The sequence below is a fragment of the Yersinia proxima genome (assembly GCF_902170785.1).
GTDB lineage: Bacteria > Pseudomonadota > Gammaproteobacteria > Enterobacterales > Enterobacteriaceae > Yersinia > Yersinia proxima.
In genome coordinates this window covers 223856-246305 of the sequence record NZ_CABHYG010000001.1, presented here as the reverse complement: position 1 = coordinate 246305, position 22450 = coordinate 223856, and the positions used below count along the sequence as shown (strand labels likewise).

The window sequence follows — 22450 nt, the reverse complement described above, 5'->3', positions numbered from 1 at the left end:
ATGCTACGCGGTTCAGAAAGAAAAGAAGCATTAGCCAGTCTCACCAGAGCAACTAACCAATATGAAGCACAGGCAAAAGATACTCAGGAAAAGATCACTGCGCTCTTTTTGCTGCGCCAAAAGTGCAGTAAAAATTTGATTACTCGTGGTGAAAGCTTTGTAAACCGACTGGCGAATAAACCCAAAGAATTTGATAAGTCCTGGAGCGAACTGAAAGCGGAAATTGCTGAATTCGATAACGTCGTCGAAAAACTGGAAGAAGAATACCGAACATCACACGTTGGAAAAGGGACCGCTGCCGCAGGGGTTGCAGCCGGAGCGGGAGTCGCAGCATTTGCCCCCACGGCAGCCTTAGCCATTGCAACGACTTTTGGTACGGCCTCAACGGGTACCGCAATTGCAACTTTAAGCGGCGCTGCGGCAACGAATGCTGCGTTGGCATGGCTTGGTGGTGGTGCACTGGCAGCTGGCGGCGGAGGCATGTCCGCTGGAGGCACATTGCTGGCGTTAGCGGGTCCAGTCGGTTGGGGAATTGGTGCCGTAGGTATTGCGGGAGGAACCTTACTGGCTCGTCGTAAGAATGGAAAAATTATTGACGAAGCTCAGCGCGAAGATCGCCAGGTTCGCGCCAAAACCAGCGAATTGAGAGTGATGGAACGCGGAGCTCAGGAACTAAAGGTGTTAACGTCAGAGCATTATCATGGCACTGAAAGCATCGTCGATGCACTGGAAAAGACCGCACCGCGAGACTATAGCCAGTTCAATGTGCATCAGAAAGATCAGCTAGGGGCGTTGATTAACCATATCAATGCGTTGTCAAAACTGATCAACAAGAAAATCCAGTAATGAATAGTTTAAATAGTCATGATGCGGTTGGCGACCAAGTTATCGGCAGTGCAGTTGATGCCCTCAATCAGGCCCGCATCAAGGATAAATTGTTTAAGTTGGCGCAGCAGGATAGCGCCTTTACTTTTGCGGGCGAACAGATGCAGAAGGTGCGTGATTTTATTGCGTCACCGAATAACATTCTGGGTTCGATGAGTACCAAGCACGGTGAGATTGCTGAACAACTTGAGGTGGGCGTACGCAATGCACGCCAGGCGTTCGATGAGGGATTGGTTGATGAGTCGGCTTTAGGTGCAACATTTAACGGGGTGGGTCGCACCGCCCCTGCGGACTACAAGATTGATGGTATTGAAGTACAGTCAAAATTTATAAACGGCATTAATAACAATCTAACGCATGTCCTGAAGCACATGGAAACCTATCCCGACTTCACAAAGGGTGAACCGTTTTACCATATCCCGAAAGATACCTGGCAGACCATCCAGGACGTCATTGACGGGAAGCCGGTAGAGGGATTGAGCGAAAAAACATTACAGGCTATTAAGGATAAAGTTGCCGATATTGAAAGCGTGACGGGGCGACCATTTGCCGATGTCGTGCGCCCAGGTGTTTCCGATTACAAAGACGTTCAATGGGGGAAAATCGACGAAACACTTGATAAGCATGATCAGGAATTAGGTAAGCAGAACGAGACTAAAAAAGCTGAAATTATCGAGGATCACCAGCCTTCGCTGAACGAAGCCATGCGGGCGACAGCGATGGGAGTAGCTTTCGGGGGGGCTTTTGCTCTCGGAACGGGGATATACCGCAAGTATCGTGACGGTAAAAATATATTTTGTGGTGAGTTCGATGCACAAGACTGGCAGGACGTGGGGCTAGATACACTAAAAGGTGCAGCCATTGGAGGTGTATCCGCTGGAGCGATTTATACCCTTACCAACTATGCCTCGATGGGAGCACCATTCGCCAGCGCACTTGTCACCGCCGCCAAGGGGGTTGGAAGCCTTGCCTTATCTTACCAGCAGGGTGAAATAGATCTTGATGAGTTTACCGAGCTCGGGCTCATTGTTTGTGCCGAGTCCGCGATTGTTGGTGCAATGGCCATTGCAGGCCAGGCGTTAATCCCTGTTCCTGTGCTGGGAGCTGTGATTGGCTCTATCTCCGGGAAGTTCATGGTCACCGTAGCCAAAAATCTGGACAGCAAAGCCCGCCAGGCTCTGCAAGCCAGAATGGACCATTTTACTCTTCGGTTGAATGACATTGAGCAGCAGGCACTCAAGCGCATCTTGTCCGAATTCACGGCATTAGGTGAACTGACAGCAGCAGCTTTCAATGTTGAAAATAACCGTAAATTACTCGAGGCGAGCATTACACTTGCTCAGGCCTATGGAGTAGCGAAAAACAAAATCATTAAAAATGCGGATGATTTGGACGCCTTTATGATGGCGTGATGCCGGGATGAAACCGGTTAAAACAAGGATAAAAATAATAATGCTACAGATAATTGGTGTATTAATTCTTCTGGTTATAGGGTTTGTTATTCTTAAAGCGTTATTTCGGGCATCGTTCAATATTCTGGGTGTGGTATTAGGTCTAGGGGTGCTGATTGTAGCAGGACCACCGCTATTAGCAGGTTATATTGTGGAGCGCATAACCTTGCGCGCAGCAGGCAGCTTACTAGGTGGGATGATTGCTACAGCTATTTCCAAAAAAATTGCTAGTGCTCTGGTTGAAGACGATCGGGTTAAAGTGCTGACGCTCATTCAGGAGCAAGTAACATGGCTTGCGACAAGCTTCATTCTTACAGAGCATGAGCTGGAAAATCTTAATGCGAATCTGGCAGCAGTGCTCGACCCAAAAACGCTGGAGATCATCTTCGCTGCTAAAGAGCAAGGCCGTGCAACAGCCAATATGTTGATCAACTGGAGACTGCAGCGCCGATTTCTGCTGCTGCATGACCGAAATAATATAGGGACAAATTTTTAAGACAATATAGCGGCTGGGCCAGTGTGTAGTGGCTCCCTTCTTTGATAATCCGTTGATATACGAGGGTGATTATCGTATGTGTGGGAATCACCTAGAGTAGATCACTGCTGATCAAACCTTGCTGGATAAGGATCTTCTTTATCCTTGTCCTTACAAGGCTGTCGTAGCCATCGTTGCCAATCCTGAGTGTCCTCCTGGAGATCAATTGCACTATCGAAATCCTGGGGTTCACAACTGTCAAGCTTCTCTTCAACACTATGTTTATGGCGAATAAATGATGCCAACTGATCCTGGTCAAATGAACCTTCAAGGAAAGGATAATTTATTATCATCTCGGCCTCTCCCTGGACCTTGAGCATGGTATTGATACGGCCAAAGAGGCGGTCAACTCGCCCATTCCGCTGTTCATTATCACCAGGCGTCCAGGCAATGCCGTAATGGTGCACCTGATGACATTGAAGATGGAGGTTCACACCTTCCTGCAATACTGAAGTCGCTACCAAGACATTCGGGAAGAAGGGCGAGTTAAATCCGCGAATCAAGCGTTCACGGCTGTGGGATTGCCCGCTAGCGTACCAGCCAGGGCTGTTAAGGCTGGTAAACTCGCGCCAGCTGTACTGATTACTATCCAGCTTCTGACCAACAATTTTCACGCATAGTGTTTCGAAAGTTTCGATGGCAGCCACAAAGTAACGCTGCATCAGCGATCTCTTCAGTTTGGGGGTCACCCACTCAACAAAATGCTCATAGCGCTGCTGAACTTCGCTCTTTTGAGGTTTACTCCTGAACTCAGTAAACCAGCAATAGAGCTCAATCATCACCGAGCTGGCAAACAGGTAACCAGTGCGCAGATAGTTGGCAAAGTTTTCAATAATTGCCATGCCGTTAGGCTGGTCGAGCCACTTTATCAGTTGCTCTTTTGCCGGATGCGGGAGCTCATTGAACATCAGTCCCCAGGCGGTAGGCAATGCCTTGGTATATTCAATCCCCGCCGCTAATGGGGTTTGCGACCACCGGGCATCGCGCGCTGCATCACCATAGCTGTCGCGCTGACGTTCACCAAACTCTTTTCGGTAATGATAACGATAGGTACCAGTTGTGCCGTCCAGTGCGGGTTCCAGAAACAGAGAGAAAAGACTTTCCGGGCGGCGGAAACGCAAACTGACGTTGGCACAGTCAGTGCTGCGCAGGCCGGTTTTCTTCGTTACAAACAACTCCGCTATTTTACTGGAAAGCTTCAGCTCATTATCTGCTTCGGGTTCATCTGCCGCGCTATCTTCCTGCATATGCTCTTCCAGATCCGGCTCCCCGCTGGATTTTCCCGATAAAAGATCAACGAAGATTTCCCGCGACCAACCCGATTCTCGCCATTTTTCCCGTGCATCAGCGGGTAGATGCCAGGCATCCATCAACCGCTTAGCCATCATTTCGTCATAACGGGCGTTGATGCGCTGGGTAATTTCGCGCACCGACGGAATGCGGCGCACAAAGACCAGATGCTTTCTGCTGTGTAGCGGCTGCAACTGCTCGAATGGATCGCTGGTAACGCAGGCATCCACCAGCGCATCGTATTTCGGGTGATCTGGAAAGCGGTGATAGATATCGTTAAACTGCCGGGTAAGCCTGTTGAGCAGAGAAGAATCCGGGGCTTGGTTGAAGTCGTTATGGATTTGTTCTTCTTCATCGCCACCATTGTCCCGCTCACTGGCTGTGCTACCCGTTGATTCAAACCCTTCAAGATAGCCATAGAGCATACGTCTGCCGCCACCCGACTTTTTCTCTTTATCCAGCTGGACAACCAGTTGTTTCTGATAAAGAGCAAAGAACAGCTCTGCATCCAGCCGGTCAGTAAAGTTGGAAACGCTGGCGCGCTCATGACGATATTCATATTTGCTGTGACTGCCCTCCCTGCCCTGCATTTTGCGCAGGCGACGGATGGCAAAATCATTCATCAGAGCGCTGACATCATCCACTGCGTACCGCTTTGGCAAGTCACTGAAGTAGCTAAAAATGTCATAAATATTTCGCGGTGATGAGTGATTGGGGGTTCCCGTCAACAGTAGTACGTTGCTACCCAGCCGATCCTGCGCATCACCAAAGAAGGCCTGAGCGGCAGCAGCGCGCTGTGAGCCGCTTCGGTTACGAAAGTAGTGCGCCTCATCAATGATAATTAAGTCAAAGCCTCCTTTTCCCAGAGCTTGCTTAATCTGCTGACGATACGACGCGCCATAGGCTTCTGCAGCGTTCAGAGCATCTTCTTTTTCAGACTGGGGCACCAGGCCGCTTAATGAGTGGATGGTAGTGAGGTAGAAATGGTGTGCCTTTTTCTCCGCAGCTGCCGCCAGATCTGCCAGCCTGCCTTGAATTTGCGGAGCATATTTTTCCTTCCCCTCTGCTGAGGTAAACGCATTATTCGCTGCCCGGTAGTGCTTCTGGGTGAAGGTGCCGAATTCCTTTTCCCAGTTGTCGCAGAGCGTCCTGTTAGGTGCCATCACCAGAATGCGCGCATCGGGTTTTGCCTCCCATAACAGCAGCATTATACCCATCGCCTGATAGGTCTTGCCCATGCCGACTTCATCGGCGAGAAGCGCCAGTCGTTGTTTACTCAGCAAATTCCACAATCCAGCCACACCCTCAGCCTGCTTCGCCGCCATGCTGGACGCACCGGATTGATACTGCCAGTGCATATCAGTCGCATCGAAATTCATCACGGCTGAAACCTCAACCGGGGTAATGATCTGTTTTAACTTATTCGCCATAACTACAGTCTTCCCTGATGGCAGCGAGATAACGCAGGCTAGCGGCATCGCTAGTTAGAGGTGGAATGGCAACCTGTAGAGACTCCCACAAGTGCGCTGCGACAAATATGGCTTCAGCCCCCTGTTTACGTCGGATACTTTTAACACGCTTTATTGCCAGAGCTGCCAGACTATTAACTTCCTGCGCCAGGAACCAGTTAAATACCGGATGGGTTGGTTGCTTCACCCGCTTTCTGGCTATTTCTGCCAGTTCCTGCAGACAGCCAGGTTCGCTGAACAGACGACGATAAAGCAGGGTGCCATCTTCCACCTCTACCAGCCAGTTGCGACGTTGTTGGATGGACTGAAACAGGCGGAAATAGCTGGTGACTTCTAGCCTAACGATTTCTGCCTCTACCTCACTTTGCACTTCGTCTTGCGCCCCAACGCCCCGCAGCATAAGGCGATCGCTCAAACCGGGATCTGCAGAACTCAGATAACTGTTAAGCAGATCATCGAGCGATGTAAAACTCAGCGCGCGCCGGTGTTCAGTACCAGTTTCGACGATCATACCCTGCCAGTCTGTTTTTCCTGCTCTACGCAGGGTATAAAAAGGGTTATCCAACACGGCATCGCTCTTCAATACTGCCAATTGCTGTGGTGACTTCAGAACTTTACCATTAGCTTTCCATACCAGTTCATTCGACCCATTGATACCCGGCAGTATCAAGTGGTAACCCGACTCTGGCTTGCCACTGAACCATTGCCCGACAATCTGATATTCGCAGCGGGTCCAGTCAAAAATAACGGTGAGATCGAAAGGAGGGAGTTCGCCCAGCTCCAGCACCTCTTCCTTCAACAGCGCTTCACTGGCGAAATCCTCCTCATTAACATAATCCCATTCTTTGCCGCAAATCGTGATGTTACGAGAGACCGGATGCACAATTCCCGCTTCTACATTCCAGTTTTTCTCCATGAGGCTGCTGCAACCGGGAGAAGTGAAATTCCAGGAACCCACTGCCAGTTGCGTGCTTTTGCTGCTTTTCGCCAGCCAGAGCTTGGCATGGGTCATCAACGCACGATCGTCTTTGGGAGCCGGCGAGTCGTGAAGGGTCAGCGCTTTACTTGTTATTAGCTCCTGAATACTTTCACTCCAGCGAGTGCGTATATAGCTTCCTTCGACCAAGTCAGGAACTAATTCTACGTGTAATTCCGGCCCTAACCTGCCAATAAAACCTGCCAGATCCGCAGCAAGATAAGGTGACCAGACGCTCAGCGTTTTCAACTCAACACCCTGTTTCAGGGTATCCAGCAGCGTGGTGCCAGCCAGACTGTGAATAAATGACCAGTCATGATCATCGCCAAGAAACTTACGGCGTATGGGGAAGAACGCTTCTTTATTCAAACTGTTGTCGATAGAGGTAAAAAACTGTTTTACCTGTTGGTACTGGGTATTACTGGCAACGCAACGAAAAACTACTGCTTCCTGATTTCGCCCCCATCCACTCAGCGTAAGGTTAGCACTGCCCGCACCCACAATAATCTTTCTGTTGTGATCTTCGAGATAAAACACTTTCGGGTGAAACAGACCGCGATCCTTGTCCAGATAAGAGTCTTCGCCTTGAGCCAGCCTACGCACCGAAACCGGATACACCGCTATCGAGGTTCTTTTCGGCTTATCTTTCGCCATCATGTGCGGATCGCAATAAATGCGGAAATCAATGCCGCTCTCGTCCAGCGCTCGTTGCAGGCCTTCATAGTCCATACGACTCGCAGGCACATCCATTCCCAGTACAGCAGGTAGCACCCAAGTCTCAACAAAAGAGATATCCAGATTAAAGGTGGTAAGCCAAACGCGCTTTAGATCGCCCATTTCAGCAATCTGCTTTTTAAAAGTTTCTAGCAGTTTCATGCCGCGCTTCCCCATAAGCCATTCAGCATGTGCCTGAACTGTGGCAAATAGTAACGGTTTACCCAGTCGCTATTCCGGCGTTCTTCACGAAGCGAATACGGCGGCACTTGCAACACAATCTCGTCGCCTTCCAGCATTAGCCACGGAAATTGCCCTCGAGCTTCCATTAGCTTGTGATGATAGGCCAGCAGACCCCGTACCTGTTCTTCCAGCAATGTCTCGCTGGCCAGCGTTAATAACTGCTGAAAACGTCTAGCGGGAGTTCCGGAAAGGGAGGAAAGTAGTGCACCATTTTGTTGAAGCTGAGCCGCCATTTGAGGCAGATGTAGTTCCGTGAGACCGCGCGACTGCCAGAATTGACGGAACTCTGCCAGTGTTTGACTACCCTGTCGGCGTAGACCAGAAAACATCAGATCGATCAACGACAAAAACGGCTCAGCCTGGCAGATATTCTGTAACGCCATGAGATCGTTTTCATTCATTTCAGGCACGCTTTTAGCCTGTTGTACGGCTCGTTTGAAAACCTCAGCGACTGTGAGCTCCGGTTCGTCCGAACGTTCACGTTCCTGCTCAAGTACCAGATAAATCGCCCCAGCCGCGTGTTTATCCAAACCTGTTCTTTGCAGCCAGAATTCACGGGAGTAATCACCCACCATTTTGGGGGCGCGGAATGCCGTCACATAAGCCTTTTTAAGGCTGGCAGGAATGTCTTCGTAAACCGGGCTGAGATCGCGCTTATGTGATACCTGCATTAGTGACTGCAAGTGGGTCAGAGCCGCTTCACGTAATTTATTCAGCTCTGGCACATGCTGGATAAATGCCTCTGCAGCCTGCCACACAGGCTTATTACCCGGCAGATCGTAGCGGTAATCTGTAGTGAAAAACTGCATATTCATCATTGGCGATTTGTAGCGCCCATTGGTGCCAAGCGCAATCTGATTGGTCAGCAGCTCACTGCCCTTCTCATGACCAAAATGTAACGGAGGATTTTTGTCTGCGGCATTCCATCTTAGCCTGGCTTTATTAATACCCTGCACACCGGTGAGCATGACGCCCCTTTTTTCAGCCGCCAGCATGGAGTAGATATAGATATTTTCAAGATGGATCAGACAGGCTGCGCTGAACTCGCGCGCCTGCTTTTTATGATAGAGGCTTTTCATCGCGCCAGCAGTTTGCTGCTTGTCATCTGCCAGCAGCTGGCGCAGTACGCTGTGATGCATCAGATTCAGCGTGTATTGCCGCACATCATTTGCGATAGAAGTAATACGGCTATGAAAGATGTCCTGTCCCCAGGACGACCAGATGACTAATTGCCCAAGCGGATCAACATTCAATTCACCTGTTAGCGAGTCATCGTATTCAGTCAGAAATTTTTCTATGTACATTTCGTTGCGTCAGTCCTTTATGCCCACAGGGCTAACAACACGCAATTTGTGCACTGCGAAAGCCCTTCCATGTGCCACTTGATTTCCTAATCCTTACCAAATCAGCAAATCAGTGGCCGATATTGATTAGGGCTAAAATGCAGATAACCAGAAGCTACAGCTTCTGGTTATCTGGTTGTGTTACTCGCTTTCAGGCTCCAGTAAGAAACTAGGTTTACCGTATGATGAAACAAATAATCCTTTTACTGCACGTGTTGCTGCCACGTGAAGCAATGCTCGTTCATTGAACAACGCATCACGTTTCTCTACAGGATCATCTGAAGTTATTGCTTTCACCTCAGGTACAACACCATCGTTAATCCCGGCAAGGAAGACATACTGGAACTCAAGTCCTTTGATGCGATGCATCGTTGCCATACGCACCCCAGAACGTTGATCAGTATCACCGCTGTCCTGGCCTAAAGAATAAGTTTCAATTCCAGCATCATCTAACGCAGAAGCATAACGGTCATAGGCGTGCTTGGTACGGGCCGTTATACAAATATCCTGGGAACGCACATTATTAGCCAGTAACGCCTGAATCTGTTTAACGATGGTGCCTGCTTCTTCTTTAAAATCGGTAGCATGCGTTATGGTTGGTAAATCACCATGCAGCAATGACAAATAATCATTGCTGGCATCTGCTTCACCATCTAGGTTATCTACCTTAACTCCAGTCAACAACCCAACGGCAAACCGACGAGTTTCTTCGGTTGTACGGTAGTTAATTTTTAGCTTCTTACTTCGGCGGCCACGGACATTAATGCCACATTGCCCCAGAACAACCTTATTGCGATAGATCCTCTGATGCCCATCACCGACAATAAACAGATCATTAGGCGACTCAGGTACCAGACTACGAATTAGAGTAAAGGCCGGAGCACCAATATCCTGGGCTTCATCGACCACAATGCTGCTATAAGGTAACTGAACCTGTTTTTCTTTAAACAGGACAATCGCTTCATGCATCGCATCCCCCATTTCACGCAACTTTGCGCGTGCCATTTGGGAACGAAACTCTTCAAATACAGGCCATATTTTGGCTCGCTGAATACGTGACAATGCCGTTCCTCGCCCTAGCCGACTAACTTTAAGGTAGTCTTCACGACTGTAGACCGCATTGGGTTGCACTACCCGAGCCCATTCTTCCGCGTAAAAATTATCAGATAAACCGAGCTCTGCTGGGGCTTGCTGCAAGGCATAACTCCAGCATTTACGTCGACCTTCATCGCTTTCATAAACTACACGGAAATCATAACCATGACGTTTAAGTTGTTCACTCATCCAGGCATCAATATTAATAACTTCGATGCGAGCCATTTCTTCACGAGAACAAAGACGCTGTAAATTGGCGCGAATATCTGCAGCAAGGTTACGAGTAAAAGTCGTAAACAGAATTTTCTTGCCAGGTTGATCACCCAAACGTTGAGCAAGCCATCTTGCACGATGCATAGCGACTACTGTTTTCCCTGTACCTGCTCCACCCAATACACGAACAGGTCCGGTCGCTGGATTTTCTACCAACTTACGCTGGCTGGGGTGCAAAAAGATTCGCCACTTTTCTAGTGGTGCATTAAGCATTTGGAGCAGTTCTTGCTCATTTTCCACTACATGGAATCGACGCTTACTGCGTTCAATAGCTTCGATGAAGTCGTTAGTATCGACAGGCACATCTTTGCGGTCGTTAAACTCTTCCAGAACCTCTTGGTAATCCAATCCTTCAGACAACCAATGAAGTGGCTCCCAGGCCTCTGCAGGCATAACGTTTTCAAGCTGGTTAAGCCCATAGACATCCGTAAGAACCATAACCTGATCGATAAATACAGGAGGAACACCTAGTGCCAGGATCTGATCGGCTGAATATGCAGCAAACAGCTTAGATTTATCAGGTGCAACAGGTTCAGGCGCAGCCTTGATATAACTAATATCAATAATCTGAATCGCCCCAGTTAATGGGTGAATCGAACAGTCATGACGGCGCGCCCATTCATAGGCTTCGTCATGCTTGTCCACCCACATCAGCATATATATCGCGCCTTGTTCTGGTTTAAGCACGATAGCGCGGTAAGTTTGATCAATGCGTACCGAATGAACATTGGCACTTCGAGCATCGTGAATCTTTTCGTAGTTCAGCCCATTACTGGTGGGATCCTGGCGAAACTTAGAAATAAACTCCTGAACTTTCTTCTGCTGCGCTTTTGGGATACGAGCAAACGCCCCCAAAAAGCCATCAGAAAGTGCCACTTTTGGCGACTGAACCGTCATTTATCACCTCCTGACAGATGTTGTAAGGTTTCTTCGCTGATTGGGCCTAAAGCGACCTGCCAGCCATTTGTTGTGAAATGAGAAGCGAAGTTCTCATCTTCGAAAATGATGACCTGTTTCCGTTCAGGCCAGGCAAGATCGGCTTCTGCAATAATCTCACCCAGATCGTTTTGTAAGGCGTAGCCAGGAACAGGTGCTCCAAGGTCATGAGCCTGAAGCAAAGCAATTTCTTCACTGGTGAGTAATTCAAACTCAATAATTTCTGCCCAACTGGCATCTGACTGCACTTCTTGAGCTGCTTTTATCGGCACAACTACTAATTTTTCTTGTGGCTGGTGTATTGCTTTACGACTGGTAAACGACATATCAGGCAAAAATTGCAGCAGGTTCACCAAGCGCCAGAAACCATAAAATCCAGCTTCATAACCGCTATCCTCTGAATGGCGGTCATCAAAACAGAGATGTAGTCGTAATGCCTCACACAGCTGATCAGCAGTTGGCGTGATCTTGAGATAGCTCTGAAGCAGTACTGATGCCAACTCAATAAATTGTTGAGATGAACCGCAACTGTCCAGAAGCCCGCCAAAAACAAAAGGTTCGTCGGGTAAAATTTGCTTCTGGCGTACTGGTGAGGCATTTTCCTGCATTTCATAAGCATATTTTTGCTGAACGCCAGGCTCTTGTGAGCGCTTAACATCCAGCCATACCCAGGCATGTGCGGCAGCCAGCTGTTTCCAAAACGTCGTTTTTTGCTCAGGCTCTGCCAAATAATCAAGTAACAAATCGAAGCTGTTCCTGTCCTGAACGGAAGTATGTAAGGTAACGAAATTGACATCATGGAATCGGTTATAAATCGTAGGCTGTTTCATTGCCGGATTATGCCCAAGACCAAGTACATCCTGCAGATGCTTACACCCAGCCTCATTAAGATCACGCCAACCAATAGTCCAGACGTGGTAATTCCCGCTATCTTTGATCGCTTGCCGTTTCTGAACGTCATCAAAAACTGTGTCTTTATGGAAGGCATAGCCATCGAGGAATATCGCAACTGGCTTTATATCTGCTGATTGCGCAATAGGGTAAAGAACAAAATCAGGGCGCGATGGAATACCCACCCCCTCTTTAACCCCTAAATCTACCTGTGCTTTTAAATGCCAACTGGACGAAGACTCCGCTCGGGTGTTGATAACCCAGCCTGCGCTTTGGTGCGCGTAGCTGCGGCTAACAACCAGGCTCTTTTGCTCCTGTAAGCAGCTGATAAATCGCTTCTCAAGCTCAGACCCCATCATTGCGTCGAGCGAAATACTATTGATGGTTTTAATTTGGCGAATTTTATCGCTGGCTTTAAGAATTTGCGCCAAGAGTACGCGTGATTGGTCACGTGAAACAAACTTCATGCGCCCACGGTCACGATAGGCGTATACACAACGGTAACAGCCATCTTTGCTGGTATCGTGATTACAGCTACATTCCACTAATGCCTTATATGCCTGCTGCAACAATTTCAGCAGGTTGTCTGGCGTTCTCATCAGCTCTTTTAGAGAGCCCGTTCCTCCTGGCACCGTATCGTAGATGACCAGATATTGCCGCCACGACTCACCCTCGTTTTCAGGTTCGCGATACACAATCCCCTTCAGATGATCAACATTCCCCTTAAAGTAATGTTTCAACCCAAGTTGGATGGCAGCAGCAAGTGACGACTCAACAATACGGTCATTACTGTAACTGGTTACTGGCAATAAAATACGCAGCGCTTCAGATTCAAGCTGACGATAAAGATAGAGATAATCTTCAAACTTCGCTTTTTCTGGCTCGCTTCGGTATTTACAGCTCAGGTCATGGTCCTTTCGCGGATCATTGTTACGCGGGCGTTTTACCATCCCACAGCTCAGGCAAACCTGGAAACCAGTACGTCGCTTTTTGTCACCCGCAATCATCAACTCGCTGGCATCATCAGCCATCTTGCCGAAGTTAATATCGCGCAGAGTCACTTTACTCAAGAACTCAAAGCCAAACGGGACTTCGCCTTCGTCAATGGCATAGGCCGCCGTGACATCCTGAGGTTCATAACTAACCAGTAACTGCCGCTGGAAGAAAGTCGGTTCGCGGCTATCACTTTCATCGCTGATTTGGCTATCGCGTGCACTGGCACGAGCATAGACCTGACGCAATTTCAGTAAGGTCGTTTTCTGCCCTGCATCAGCCCAAACAGGCGTGCCACATTTTGGACAGTACTTATGCTGATCACCAGTTTGATCGATATTTTCGCTGTAGTTGCAGTGGCTACATATCCGCCAGTTTTCAGGCTTCGAGACGTTAAGATCAATTTGTTCGATCTCTACTTTATGCCCACCAGCATAAAAGTTATTCAAGGGGGCTAGCTCAGCCAGCGCTGTGGCGGCAGGGCGTTCATACTCGTAGGTTGTATTCTGGAATTCACGTTCTTGCCCCCCTTCTTTACGCCTCCACAAAACAGAACGTAAAGTCACACCGGCTTCCGGGAAAGCATAGTTCGGCAGCAAGCCTTCATCAGTGAGGAAGTTCAGGGTCTGCTTGTCGTTTATTTGACGAATCAGTGACTGCAATGCTGAACGCTCAGAAGTCAGTTCACGCAAATCAGCTTCGTAATTTTGATCCTGCGGCGCAGCTTTCAACTTCTCGATGCTGTATTTCAACTTATCAATACGTGCACGCAGTGACTTGCGATCTTCGAGTAATTGCGCCAGTGCAGTATCTATTCTTTGTTCAAGCGAACGATAATTTTGCTCACCGGTGAGGTAATGGGTCAGTTGCAGCAGGGTATCAGCTTCCAGTTGCGGGAAAATCCCGGCAAAACGTTCGGCAATCGCCACACGATGTTCCTGCACATAGCGCAGGAAATTGTATGGGAAACCGCCCTTACGGCCAGTATCCAATTCATCGAGCATCTGCTTCACGTTTTTACTGATGGCGGAACCCGGCACACCCGTTTTTACCCAGTTATCCAGGCAGAACGCGGCGAGTTGTCGCTCGAGAATCGCCACTGCATTGAGAAATACACCGGGAGCCTGAACCTGCCCCTGCATCATCTCCAGCGGTTCTTCAAAGAAGAACTGGTCGTGTGGATTTCCTTCGGCAACAGTAATGTTTAATGCATTCCCGTCTTTACGACCGGCACGCCCGATACGCTGTAAATAGTTAGCCTGAGCCGGGGGTACGGAACAAAGTAGAACCGAAGAAAGATCGCCAACATCGATCCCCATCTCCAGCGTAGGGGTCGCTGATAATAAATTGATGTTCCAGGGCTTAGTGCCGCGATAGAACGATTTTTCCGTTGCCTCGCGATCTTCGCGGGTCAGCAAGCCGGTATGCTCAGCCCCCATGACGCGAGCAATATCCATATTGTCCCAACGCAGCGTCGGCTTGCTATCTGTAATCTGGTAGCGACCTTCATCACAGCGCAGTGACATACAGGGCGCATTTTCCCAAAGCCACGCCTGTTCGGTTGGAGCGCAAACGATTTCCCGGCAGCACGTGCAGTTGAGCTGGGTGACATCGCGGCTAACAACCAGTGCCGAAGTACTCAATCCCCAGGCTTCACGGCCTTTGGTATCGAAAGATGTCACCATTCCTGCACGTTGCAGCGCCGTATAAAGCAACCGCAGTATCGTTTCCGAAGTACTACTGATGAAAATATTATCGCCGCTGTTTAACGAGCGGGTTAACCAACGCTGATACCAGCTTGGGTTGTCTTTAGAGCCGATAAGGCGGTGGAAGCCGGTGATTTTTTCAAATGAGGCGTAAACGGGTTTACGCGTTTTCGGGCCGATAGATGGCATGTAGCGTGATGTACGCTCTTTTTGCGTCATCATAAAGGTCGTGCCATCCCGGCGATAACTTTCAAATGCCGGGTGCATCACCGCACCAGCATGGCGCTGATACCACAAAACCCCTAAAGCCAGATGTGTGACTTGCTCAACCGTCACGCCATTCATCAGGTCACCCAGCTCTTCGCAAAGCTGCTGATGTAGCGCTTTGATAGCCGGATTAAGCCGTTCAGTATCCACACCGGTAGCAGCAAACCCCGTGGTTTCTAACGTTCGCCCGATGCTGGCGCGAAGGGTAAACTCGCTCCACACTTCCCAGTCGAGACGTAACCGAACCAACTCCGGAAGATCCGAATTTTCAGTCAGCTGGCCTTCGATTTTTAATGTCTGATAATCGTTGAGCCACTGCATATTTGGCGCGATGAAATTCGCCACGAAATGTGCGTCATCGGTCGAAGACTCACGAGTTTGCTGGCAAACTTTCTGGGCGAATTCGTCCAGCCTTAAGGTTTCACCCACATTGAGTAAACGGGCAATCTGCCCACGCACCATTAATGGCCACGTACGGGCAGTAAAGAAACTGGCGCGGTGGGCTGCGTCTTGCACGGAGTCTGAAAAAGTGATCAGCTTTTTATGTTCGTTAAACTTACTGCCATAGAGCTGGTGGATCATCACCGCCGATAAGCTGGCCGCTCGCGAACCGAGGATCGAGATACCATTTTTGCTGTTGCAATAAGGGCATTCGTTGGCGAACTCAAGCTGGTCTTTGCGCTCTTTGAGCATATCAGGGATCAGTACCCGAACCATTTCGCTATAACCACAGTGCCCACACTGCACGTTGGTTTGCTTATTAAGCTTCAGGCAAGCCGGGCATAATTTTTGATGCACACCGCTAACGGCTTTTTCATTCTTATCCGGGAAGGCCAGCACAATCGAGCGGCCCTTTTCAAAGAACTGGCGATAAATCCCATCAAGATCGGTTTCCAGCTGCACATTTTGCCCGTGGCGCATACTCACCCAACCGGTGGCATGGCAGTCACGGCAGTGGATGACCGGCAGATGATGTTCTCGGTCTTCAACGGTCAGGTCATCGGCAAATACCAGTTGCGGTGTTTTTGAAACGCTGGCCACCAGGCGACGCATTTCACGTAACCATAATTGTGAACGCAGCTGTACAAAGGGTAAGACCGGGCGTGGTTTACCTGCTGCAATTCGCTGCTGATGGTCGCCAGGGTTTTCCGGCACTTCCAGCCTTGCCTGAGCAATCAGCGCCAGAATACTTTGCAACACCAAAGCGGCGTGTTCCGGACTTTCAGAAAGCATGACCTGTAGGTTTTGAAGGCACTGCTGTTCGGAAAGAATGCCACCCTGTAAATCACGCAGTAATACATGCAACACACTGTGGCGACGTAACATTTCACCGAGCGCTACGCGTTTTTCACGCCCGTTATCGTCTTCCAGATTCTCAGGAAGACGCAATGTACACTCCGGGAACCAAAGGGGAATCTGCCCGTTTAGATAGTCAACCGGCGTGGCATAACGATGAGGTTCAAGCGCCTTTTTATCTTCTTGCGCGGGATATTGGCTGTGAGTTATTTCAAAGCCTTGCAGGTACTCGGCTGCGCTATAACGATCTTCGCGGATCACGGCTGCATCGGTAAACGGCTGATCAAAAATAGTTTGCGCGTAGTCCAGCAATTGCTCCAGTTCATCTCCGACGGTCGCCGAAGTACCTACACAGGCAAAACGTGCGTTATCTACACCGACATGGTATTTAAGGCGACGCACCAGGCAGGCCAAATCGGAACCCTGAGCACCATCAAAAGTATGCAGCTCATCCACCACCAGATAGCGCAACATACCGGGCTTATTGTGCCTCCACAGCTTTTGGTCGCCGGGACGCATCAGCAAGTAGTCAAGCATTTTATAGTTAGTCAGCAGGATATCTGGTGGGCTGTCGCGCAGCGTGTGCTTGCAGGTAATCACCTTATCGGCGGACATTTTTTTGCTAGGGTGTTCTTCGCTATCACCCACAAACAAGCCAACGGTGACTTTACCGTGCAGGCGTGGATCACCACTGATAGTTTGAGCAAAACGACTGGCCTGATCGGTTGCCAGGGCGTTCATGGGGTAAATCACTATCGCTTTCACCCCGGCACCCGGAGTTCCTGCGCAGTAGTTAAGCAATGGGAACATGAAACATTCCGTCTTACCAGAACCGGTGCCGGTTGCCACCAGCGTTGGCTGTGGCTCGTCATTTCCCAGCCGTTCAAAAGCCTGCGCCTGATGGGCGTGCGGCGGGAACGGCAGCGACAGATGGGGGAAGAAATCCAGCGGCAAAGTACTTTTACGAAACGGCAACTGAGCGGAGAGATACGGCCCTTTCAGCAACGCTTCTGGCTGGCGCAAAAACTGCTCCAGCATATTGATATCTTCGTTTTCTTCGCCATTGAATAACGGACTATTGAGCGGAAAGGCCGCACGTAAAAATTCGGCTACGCTGTCGGCGACCTGCCGACTGACAACGGAAGGCAGCATCAGATGCTCTCCTTATCATTTTCAAAGAATGCCCAGGCGATTTTATAGTCGTCTTCGCGGTCTGGTTTGATAAACGGTGCCTGCCAGGTCACGGTGCGGCGCTCACCAGCATCGCTGCGGGTGTAGTCATCAAAAGTCACACTGACAGTGCCGCTTTGGAGGTGTTTAACATCGTCCCAGCCAATCGCCAACTCCTCGCCATCACCGCCCTTCCATTCCGGGCTATCAACCGAGAATCTAAAACCATTTTTTAAATCAGCTTTACGCGCCGTACGCGGCAGGCCAACGCCCACCAACCCTTTACTTGGGGTAAAGATAATCCGGCCGATTTGATCGTACCAGGTGTCAGCTTCGTACTGACGCATCACCGGGAACTGGACGCGGTAGATAGTCAGCAACTCTTCGAGCGTTAATCCCAGGGACTGAGCAACAAGCACGTCGATTTCCACCAGCGCCTGACGGCGGGTGTAATCGGTGCGCAAAGCGCAGTTACGCTGCCATTCTGGCGTGAGGTTGGCGAAGAAATCTTGTGGAAGCTGCGTGAGGTTGCGGCTCCAGCGTTGGGTGTTGAAATCAGAGGTGTAGCTGGATTGCCAAAGCTCTGAGTAACTATTCACCAACGAAACCAAACTCAATGCTCGACTATGTAAAGCAGTTCTATATTTATCAGCTGTAAGGACTGGCAACTGGTTTATGAGAGAAGTATTAGCATGCCCCATACCGGTACTTTTAACGCGATAGTCCAAAGGGACCGACATAGTCATAGCAAAGTAATCGAGCAATATTTGAGTGTTTTTAAAAACAGAACCAAGGCAAGTGTTAATATGGGCAACACCCGGTGGAACAATAGTTGTAATCAGTGTTCTCTCTGAAGATGGCCCTATCATTTCTCGGTTCACGAAACGATAATAATCCGTCACCTTCCTCGGCTCATCTTCACCAAGCTCAGTCCAAGTCACTCGCGGCGTACGTTTGGCATATTCCTGCGCATCACATGCAGGGATGTAGTTGGTGCGTGGCAAATAGTCTTCTGGCAGAGTCAACAGATCGAGGCAGTCGTAATCACTATTCAGCGTACAGTTTGCTCTTGGCGTTTTGTAGAAAGGATTCCCCACAAAGAAATGCGGTCCTGATAAAATCCATTGCGAAGTATGATCTGCGAATTGAATCTCACGCCTCATCGTACCGTCTTTTTGTGCATTGACTTCATTCCAGTGTTGCGTCGCATAGTAGGATCCACTCAAATCCCCTAATTTCGTTGGTTGATCAGCAAATTTATCTAACACTGTGACTAGCTGTGTTGCATGTAATGCAGGCAAACGGGCTTGTAAGGCTGGAGTTCCTTCATCGTCGTACAGGCGAGCAAATAAGGAGAGTTCGTGCAAACCAACGTTGATGAGGCGAGAACGGTGGCCGGTGGTATTCCAGAAAACTTTTACCTTTCCGTCAATTACCTGTTCATCTTTAATGCCCGGCACAGGCCCTTGGTTGTTATGTTTAAACGATGCATCAATCGCGTTTACCGCATAAACATTCGACATGTTGATGAATGAAGGTGTCACCTGCTGTGGCCCATAAACATTAATACTGAACATCGTTGCGTGATGCACTTCTGCAAACAAACTCAGTTCATTATGAAATTGAAAATGCGCTCTTAGCCTCGGATACACAGCAGCACGTAGTTGTCCGCCTTTCGGATCGTCATAAATCCCTTCAGGGTGTAGGAACCCAGCCACTCCTTTATTAGCACCTAAGCGCCAGGCCTGCGGCAAGAAACATTTGTAGAGATTTGCTTTTTGACCTGCTAATACAGAGTAATTCTGCTGTGCATTAAGGAAGTTCTGCATCCCTTCGCAGCCTTCGTACTCACTGCGCCAGGCATCTTCCAGCGCAGGGATGTGGTTAAAGGTTTGTTCCCGCAGCGTTACCAACTTTGACGCACTCAGTTTTCGCAGCACAAACTCCGGCTCGAAGTCACCCAGCACACCCGCTTCCTGCCATTCCACTTTCAGCCACGGCGGGTTACCCAGCATCAGGTCAAAACCGCCACGTTCGGCAAACAGATCGCTGAACTCTAAATCCCAGTGGAAGAAACGGTGTTGTTTACGCAACGCGTCTACCACTTTCAGGCGCGGTAAATGGCGGAACAGCACATCGGTTTTCAGGCGACCGGTGCCGGAGAAAAGTGATGCTTCTTCACGAATGCTTTCTTCTGAATCAAACAAATCAGCAATAGAGTTTGATTCCGCAGCGGTCACTTCTTCCGTCACCACAATCCCGTCGAGCAGGGTCTCCAGATCAAACAGCCAGTCGCTGCGATCCGGCAGTTCATCGGCTTTATCAATCGGCCAGAACCACAGCGCACACCAGTAGTCCATTACCCAACGTAGTTTTTGATAGACGCTATTGTCCTGGTGGCGTTTGCTGAACGTCTCGTCCTTGCTGCGCATGCTGGAGTACAATTGCGCATCGGCTGGCAATGGCCAGACGGCATAACCATCAGCGGTGGCTTCGCGCTCGGCTTTAAGCTGCTGACGATACGCGTTCCACAACGCTTCTACTTTGCCGCTGATACGCTGCAAATCATTAATTTCATGCGGTTCAAAGCTTGCGGTAAACGCCTTACGCCAGGCATCCAGTAGTTTATAATCATCCGGGTAACGCTGCTTAACCGTTTTGTCGCTGTAGTTTGCCATGCCGCTGTCTGGCAGCAGGAAGTGGAAAATCTGCTTTTCATCGCGTGGCGTAATCATCGACAACTCAGCAGATTCGCTGTTCAGCCAGCTTGGATCTTTGGCTTTTTTGTAAGTCAGTTCGCTCTTGTTAAATACCTGGCGACGGGTGCCGACCAGCGAGTTACCGCAGTGCAGCTGGTAACCAAACCAGGGCACAAAGGTGTCACCGCTAATGGCGTTCAGCCACAGGGAGACTTCCGCCAGTTCAACCGCCACCGGGTTTAAGTCAACGCCGAAGACGTTATTATCCGCGATGTACATTTTCACCCGTTGTAATTCCTGGGTGTACTGATCCTGCGGAATCCGTCGCCCTTCCGCCTGCTGTTTATGGAACAGATAAGCTTCTGCTAACTGGTTGATGGCTTCGTTAAGGAACGCAGCACTTCCCATTGCCGGTTCGCAAACGGTGAGTTTTAAAATCGCATCGGCTTTAGCATGCGGATCGGCTATCGGCTCAATCTGCTCTTTAAACAGTTCTTTGAGCGCGTATTTTACCAATGAGCGAGTCAGCACTTCTGGGGTGTAGTAAGACGCCGATTTCTCTCGGTCACGACCGGCCATCCGATAGATAAAGCTGCCCCGACGGTGAATACGCAGGCTGCCGTCTTTCTCGTAAACCTTTTCGTCATCGTGGTATTTCGTTATCTCATCGGCACTGACGAAGTAGCCGGTTTCCAGTTCGTTGAACTCTTCCCCGGCTTTTTTCACTTCATAGAGATCGTGGCTGGCAAAGAATCCACGATAGGAGAGCAGCGCTTCATACACTGCACCTAACTGGTTAATCCCTAACTGGCGATAAGAAATACGCCCGCGACGCGCAAAACGCCCTTTGCCTGGACGGCTCAGGGACATCGCCTGAATAACCTGTTGCAGCGTTTCATTACGGAACACAACACGATTCAAATAAGGCGTGTTTTCTGTCGCAAAAAGATGACTTTCAAGACGAGGGATCTTGAACTGATTGCTATGAACACTGATCTGTTCACCGCTGATCCAGTCGCTCTGGATCTTCTCACCACCTTTGTAGCCCTCACGCACCAGCTTAAACAGCATATTCAGGCTGTCATGCAGGTAACGGCCATTTCTGTCCTCTTCGCTGGTGAGCGGGATCATTTCCAGGTCACGCAGCGTTTCCAGGCTGTAGCCTTGCAGATAGGTCCGCGCCTGCATGGGTGCATAGCCCAGTTCGGGACGAGCTTCGATATAGAACAGGAACAGCAGGCGGTACATATAGCGCAGGCATTCACGGCTGAGATCTTCCGGGTTAACGGCACGATTACCCGTATAGTTTGCCAGCCCTCGCTCAATGAGGTAACGCATCGCTTCGTTGCCGAGTAATTCGATACTTTCACGCAGCGCATATTTCAGATCTTCAGATACACCAAACGCATGTTTGTGGGAATTGGCATCCAATGAATCGAGATAAGGCGCGCCGCTGCCAGGCATGAGCGAATCTTTGTGCAGTAACACCGCCGTCGCTTTCAGCGTTTCCGTTTCGCGGCGGCTTAAAATTTCTTCGAAATCAAAACGCAGCAGACGGTTTTGCGCCCACTTGGTGCGGTCCAGCAGCAGCAACTGGCGGTTGCCAAGTAGCAAGACAAATCGCGGGGGTTCTGGCTGAGTGAAGACTTCGGTGGAAATCAGATCCTGCCAGGAACGGTATTCACCACGGGCATTTTTACGCAGATTATCACGGTGCTTTTTATCTACATCAGCCGGGAACTGAGCCTTCAGCAAGGATAACGCAAGCGGATCGAGGGTGCCCTCTTCCACATCGTGGGCTTCAACAATCCATAACCACGGACTGCCATCAGCGCTGTTATAACGCGCTAGCACGGGAAGAGGAGAACCGTCCTCCAGCACCTGAATTTGCGGGTTCAGCTCATAGCCTAAGGCCTGCATCAGTGGCTGCCAGCGGCTGCGTTGATCCACCAGTCGTTGCGGGATCTGGCGCTGTTTTTCCTGTTCAGCTAACTGGCGGAAGAAGGCTGTCGCCAGGCTGTTTAGCTGATTCCAGGGTGCCCGGTAGCCGGGTGTAAACTCTTCGCCCTGTTCTCTGGCAGCGCGCTCTACTTCACGAGCGGCATTTTCCTGCTCGTTCCACGGCTCCAGAGCTTCGCGGATATCGCTGGTAAACACTTCGCCCAAATAGTGGTTAGAGTAAAATTCGTTTTCGTTATTAATACCGACCAACGCCATG

General features: G+C 49.6%; 8 protein-coding genes and 1 pseudogene. 3 read left to right on the top strand and 6 right to left on the bottom strand.

What is annotated here, in order from left to right:
• The 3 genes and pseudogenes from FTB31_RS01015 to FTB31_RS01005 form a co-directional block, all read left to right on the top strand.
• On the top strand, nt 1–846 hold the full coding sequence (locus tag FTB31_RS01015) for a hypothetical protein (protein WP_227720474.1): 846 nt from the start codon (nt 1–3) through the stop codon (nt 844–846).
• The gene (locus tag FTB31_RS01010; RefSeq protein WP_227731021.1) at nt 846–2297 is read left to right on the top strand and encodes a hypothetical protein; all 1452 of its coding nucleotides are present in this window, start codon (nt 846–848) and stop codon (nt 2295–2297) included. Before FTB31_RS01015 ends, FTB31_RS01010 begins: the two co-directional genes overlap by 1 nt.
• A 199-nt stretch (nt 2298–2496) precedes the next feature.
• Nucleotides 2497–2832 (top strand): annotated as a pseudogene (locus FTB31_RS01005) (hypothetical protein); the annotation flags it as partial.
• 101 nt (nt 2833–2933) lie between these two features.
• Here the strand turns inward: FTB31_RS01005 and FTB31_RS01000 are convergent.
• From FTB31_RS01000 to FTB31_RS00975, 6 genes are all read right to left on the bottom strand, one after another.
• Complete coding sequence (locus FTB31_RS01000; RefSeq protein ID WP_227731020.1) at nt 2934–5591, bottom strand: DEAD/DEAH box helicase; 2658 nt, start codon at nt 5589–5591, stop codon at nt 2934–2936.
• Complete coding sequence (locus FTB31_RS00995; protein WP_227731018.1) at nt 5581–7482, bottom strand: phospholipase D family protein; 1902 nt, start codon at nt 7480–7482, stop codon at nt 5581–5583. Before FTB31_RS00995 ends, FTB31_RS01000 begins: the two co-directional genes overlap by 11 nt.
• The gene (locus FTB31_RS00990) at nt 7479–8867 is read right to left on the bottom strand and encodes a hypothetical protein (protein ID WP_227731017.1); all 1389 of its coding nucleotides are present in this window, start codon (nt 8865–8867) and stop codon (nt 7479–7481) included. Before FTB31_RS00990 ends, FTB31_RS00995 begins: the two co-directional genes overlap by 4 nt.
• Nucleotides 8868–9047: 180 nt before the next feature.
• Entirely contained in the window at nt 9048–11171 is a 2124-nt protein-coding gene (locus FTB31_RS00985) for an ATP-dependent helicase (protein ID WP_227731015.1), read from the bottom strand.
• The gene (locus FTB31_RS00980; RefSeq protein WP_227731013.1) at nt 11168–17515 is read right to left on the bottom strand and encodes a DEAD/DEAH box helicase; all 6348 of its coding nucleotides are present in this window, start codon (nt 17513–17515) and stop codon (nt 11168–11170) included. The genes FTB31_RS00985 and FTB31_RS00980 overlap by 4 nt, the downstream gene beginning before the upstream one ends.
• Nucleotides 17515–22449: a class I SAM-dependent DNA methyltransferase gene (locus FTB31_RS00975; RefSeq protein WP_227731008.1), complete on the bottom strand. Its 4935-nt coding sequence runs from the start codon at nt 22447–22449 to the stop codon at nt 17515–17517. Before FTB31_RS00975 ends, FTB31_RS00980 begins: the two co-directional genes overlap by 1 nt.
• Nucleotide 22450 lies beyond the last annotated feature (1 nt).

Coding starts and splice junctions, on each gene's coding strand:
- FTB31_RS01015 (WP_227720474.1), top strand. CDS start 1: ATGCTACGCGGTTCAGAAAGAAAAGAAGCATTAGCCAGTCTCACCAGA.
- FTB31_RS01010 (WP_227731021.1), top strand. CDS start 846: ATGAATAGTTTAAATAGTCATGATGCGGTTGGCGACCAAGTTATCGGC.
- FTB31_RS01000 (WP_227731020.1), bottom strand. CDS start 5,591: ATGGCGAATAAGTTAAAACAGATCATTACCCCGGTTGAGGTTTCAGCC.
- FTB31_RS00995 (WP_227731018.1), bottom strand. CDS start 7,482: ATGAAACTGCTAGAAACTTTTAAAAAGCAGATTGCTGAAATGGGCGAT.
- FTB31_RS00990 (WP_227731017.1), bottom strand. CDS start 8,867: ATGTACATAGAAAAATTTCTGACTGAATACGATGACTCGCTAACAGGT.
- FTB31_RS00985 (WP_227731015.1), bottom strand. CDS start 11,171: ATGACGGTTCAGTCGCCAAAAGTGGCACTTTCTGATGGCTTTTTGGGG.
- FTB31_RS00980 (WP_227731013.1), bottom strand. CDS start 17,515: ATGCTGCCTTCCGTTGTCAGTCGGCAGGTCGCCGACAGCGTAGCCGAA.
- FTB31_RS00975 (WP_227731008.1), bottom strand. CDS start 22,449: ATGGCGTTGGTCGGTATTAATAACGAAAACGAATTTTACTCTAACCAC.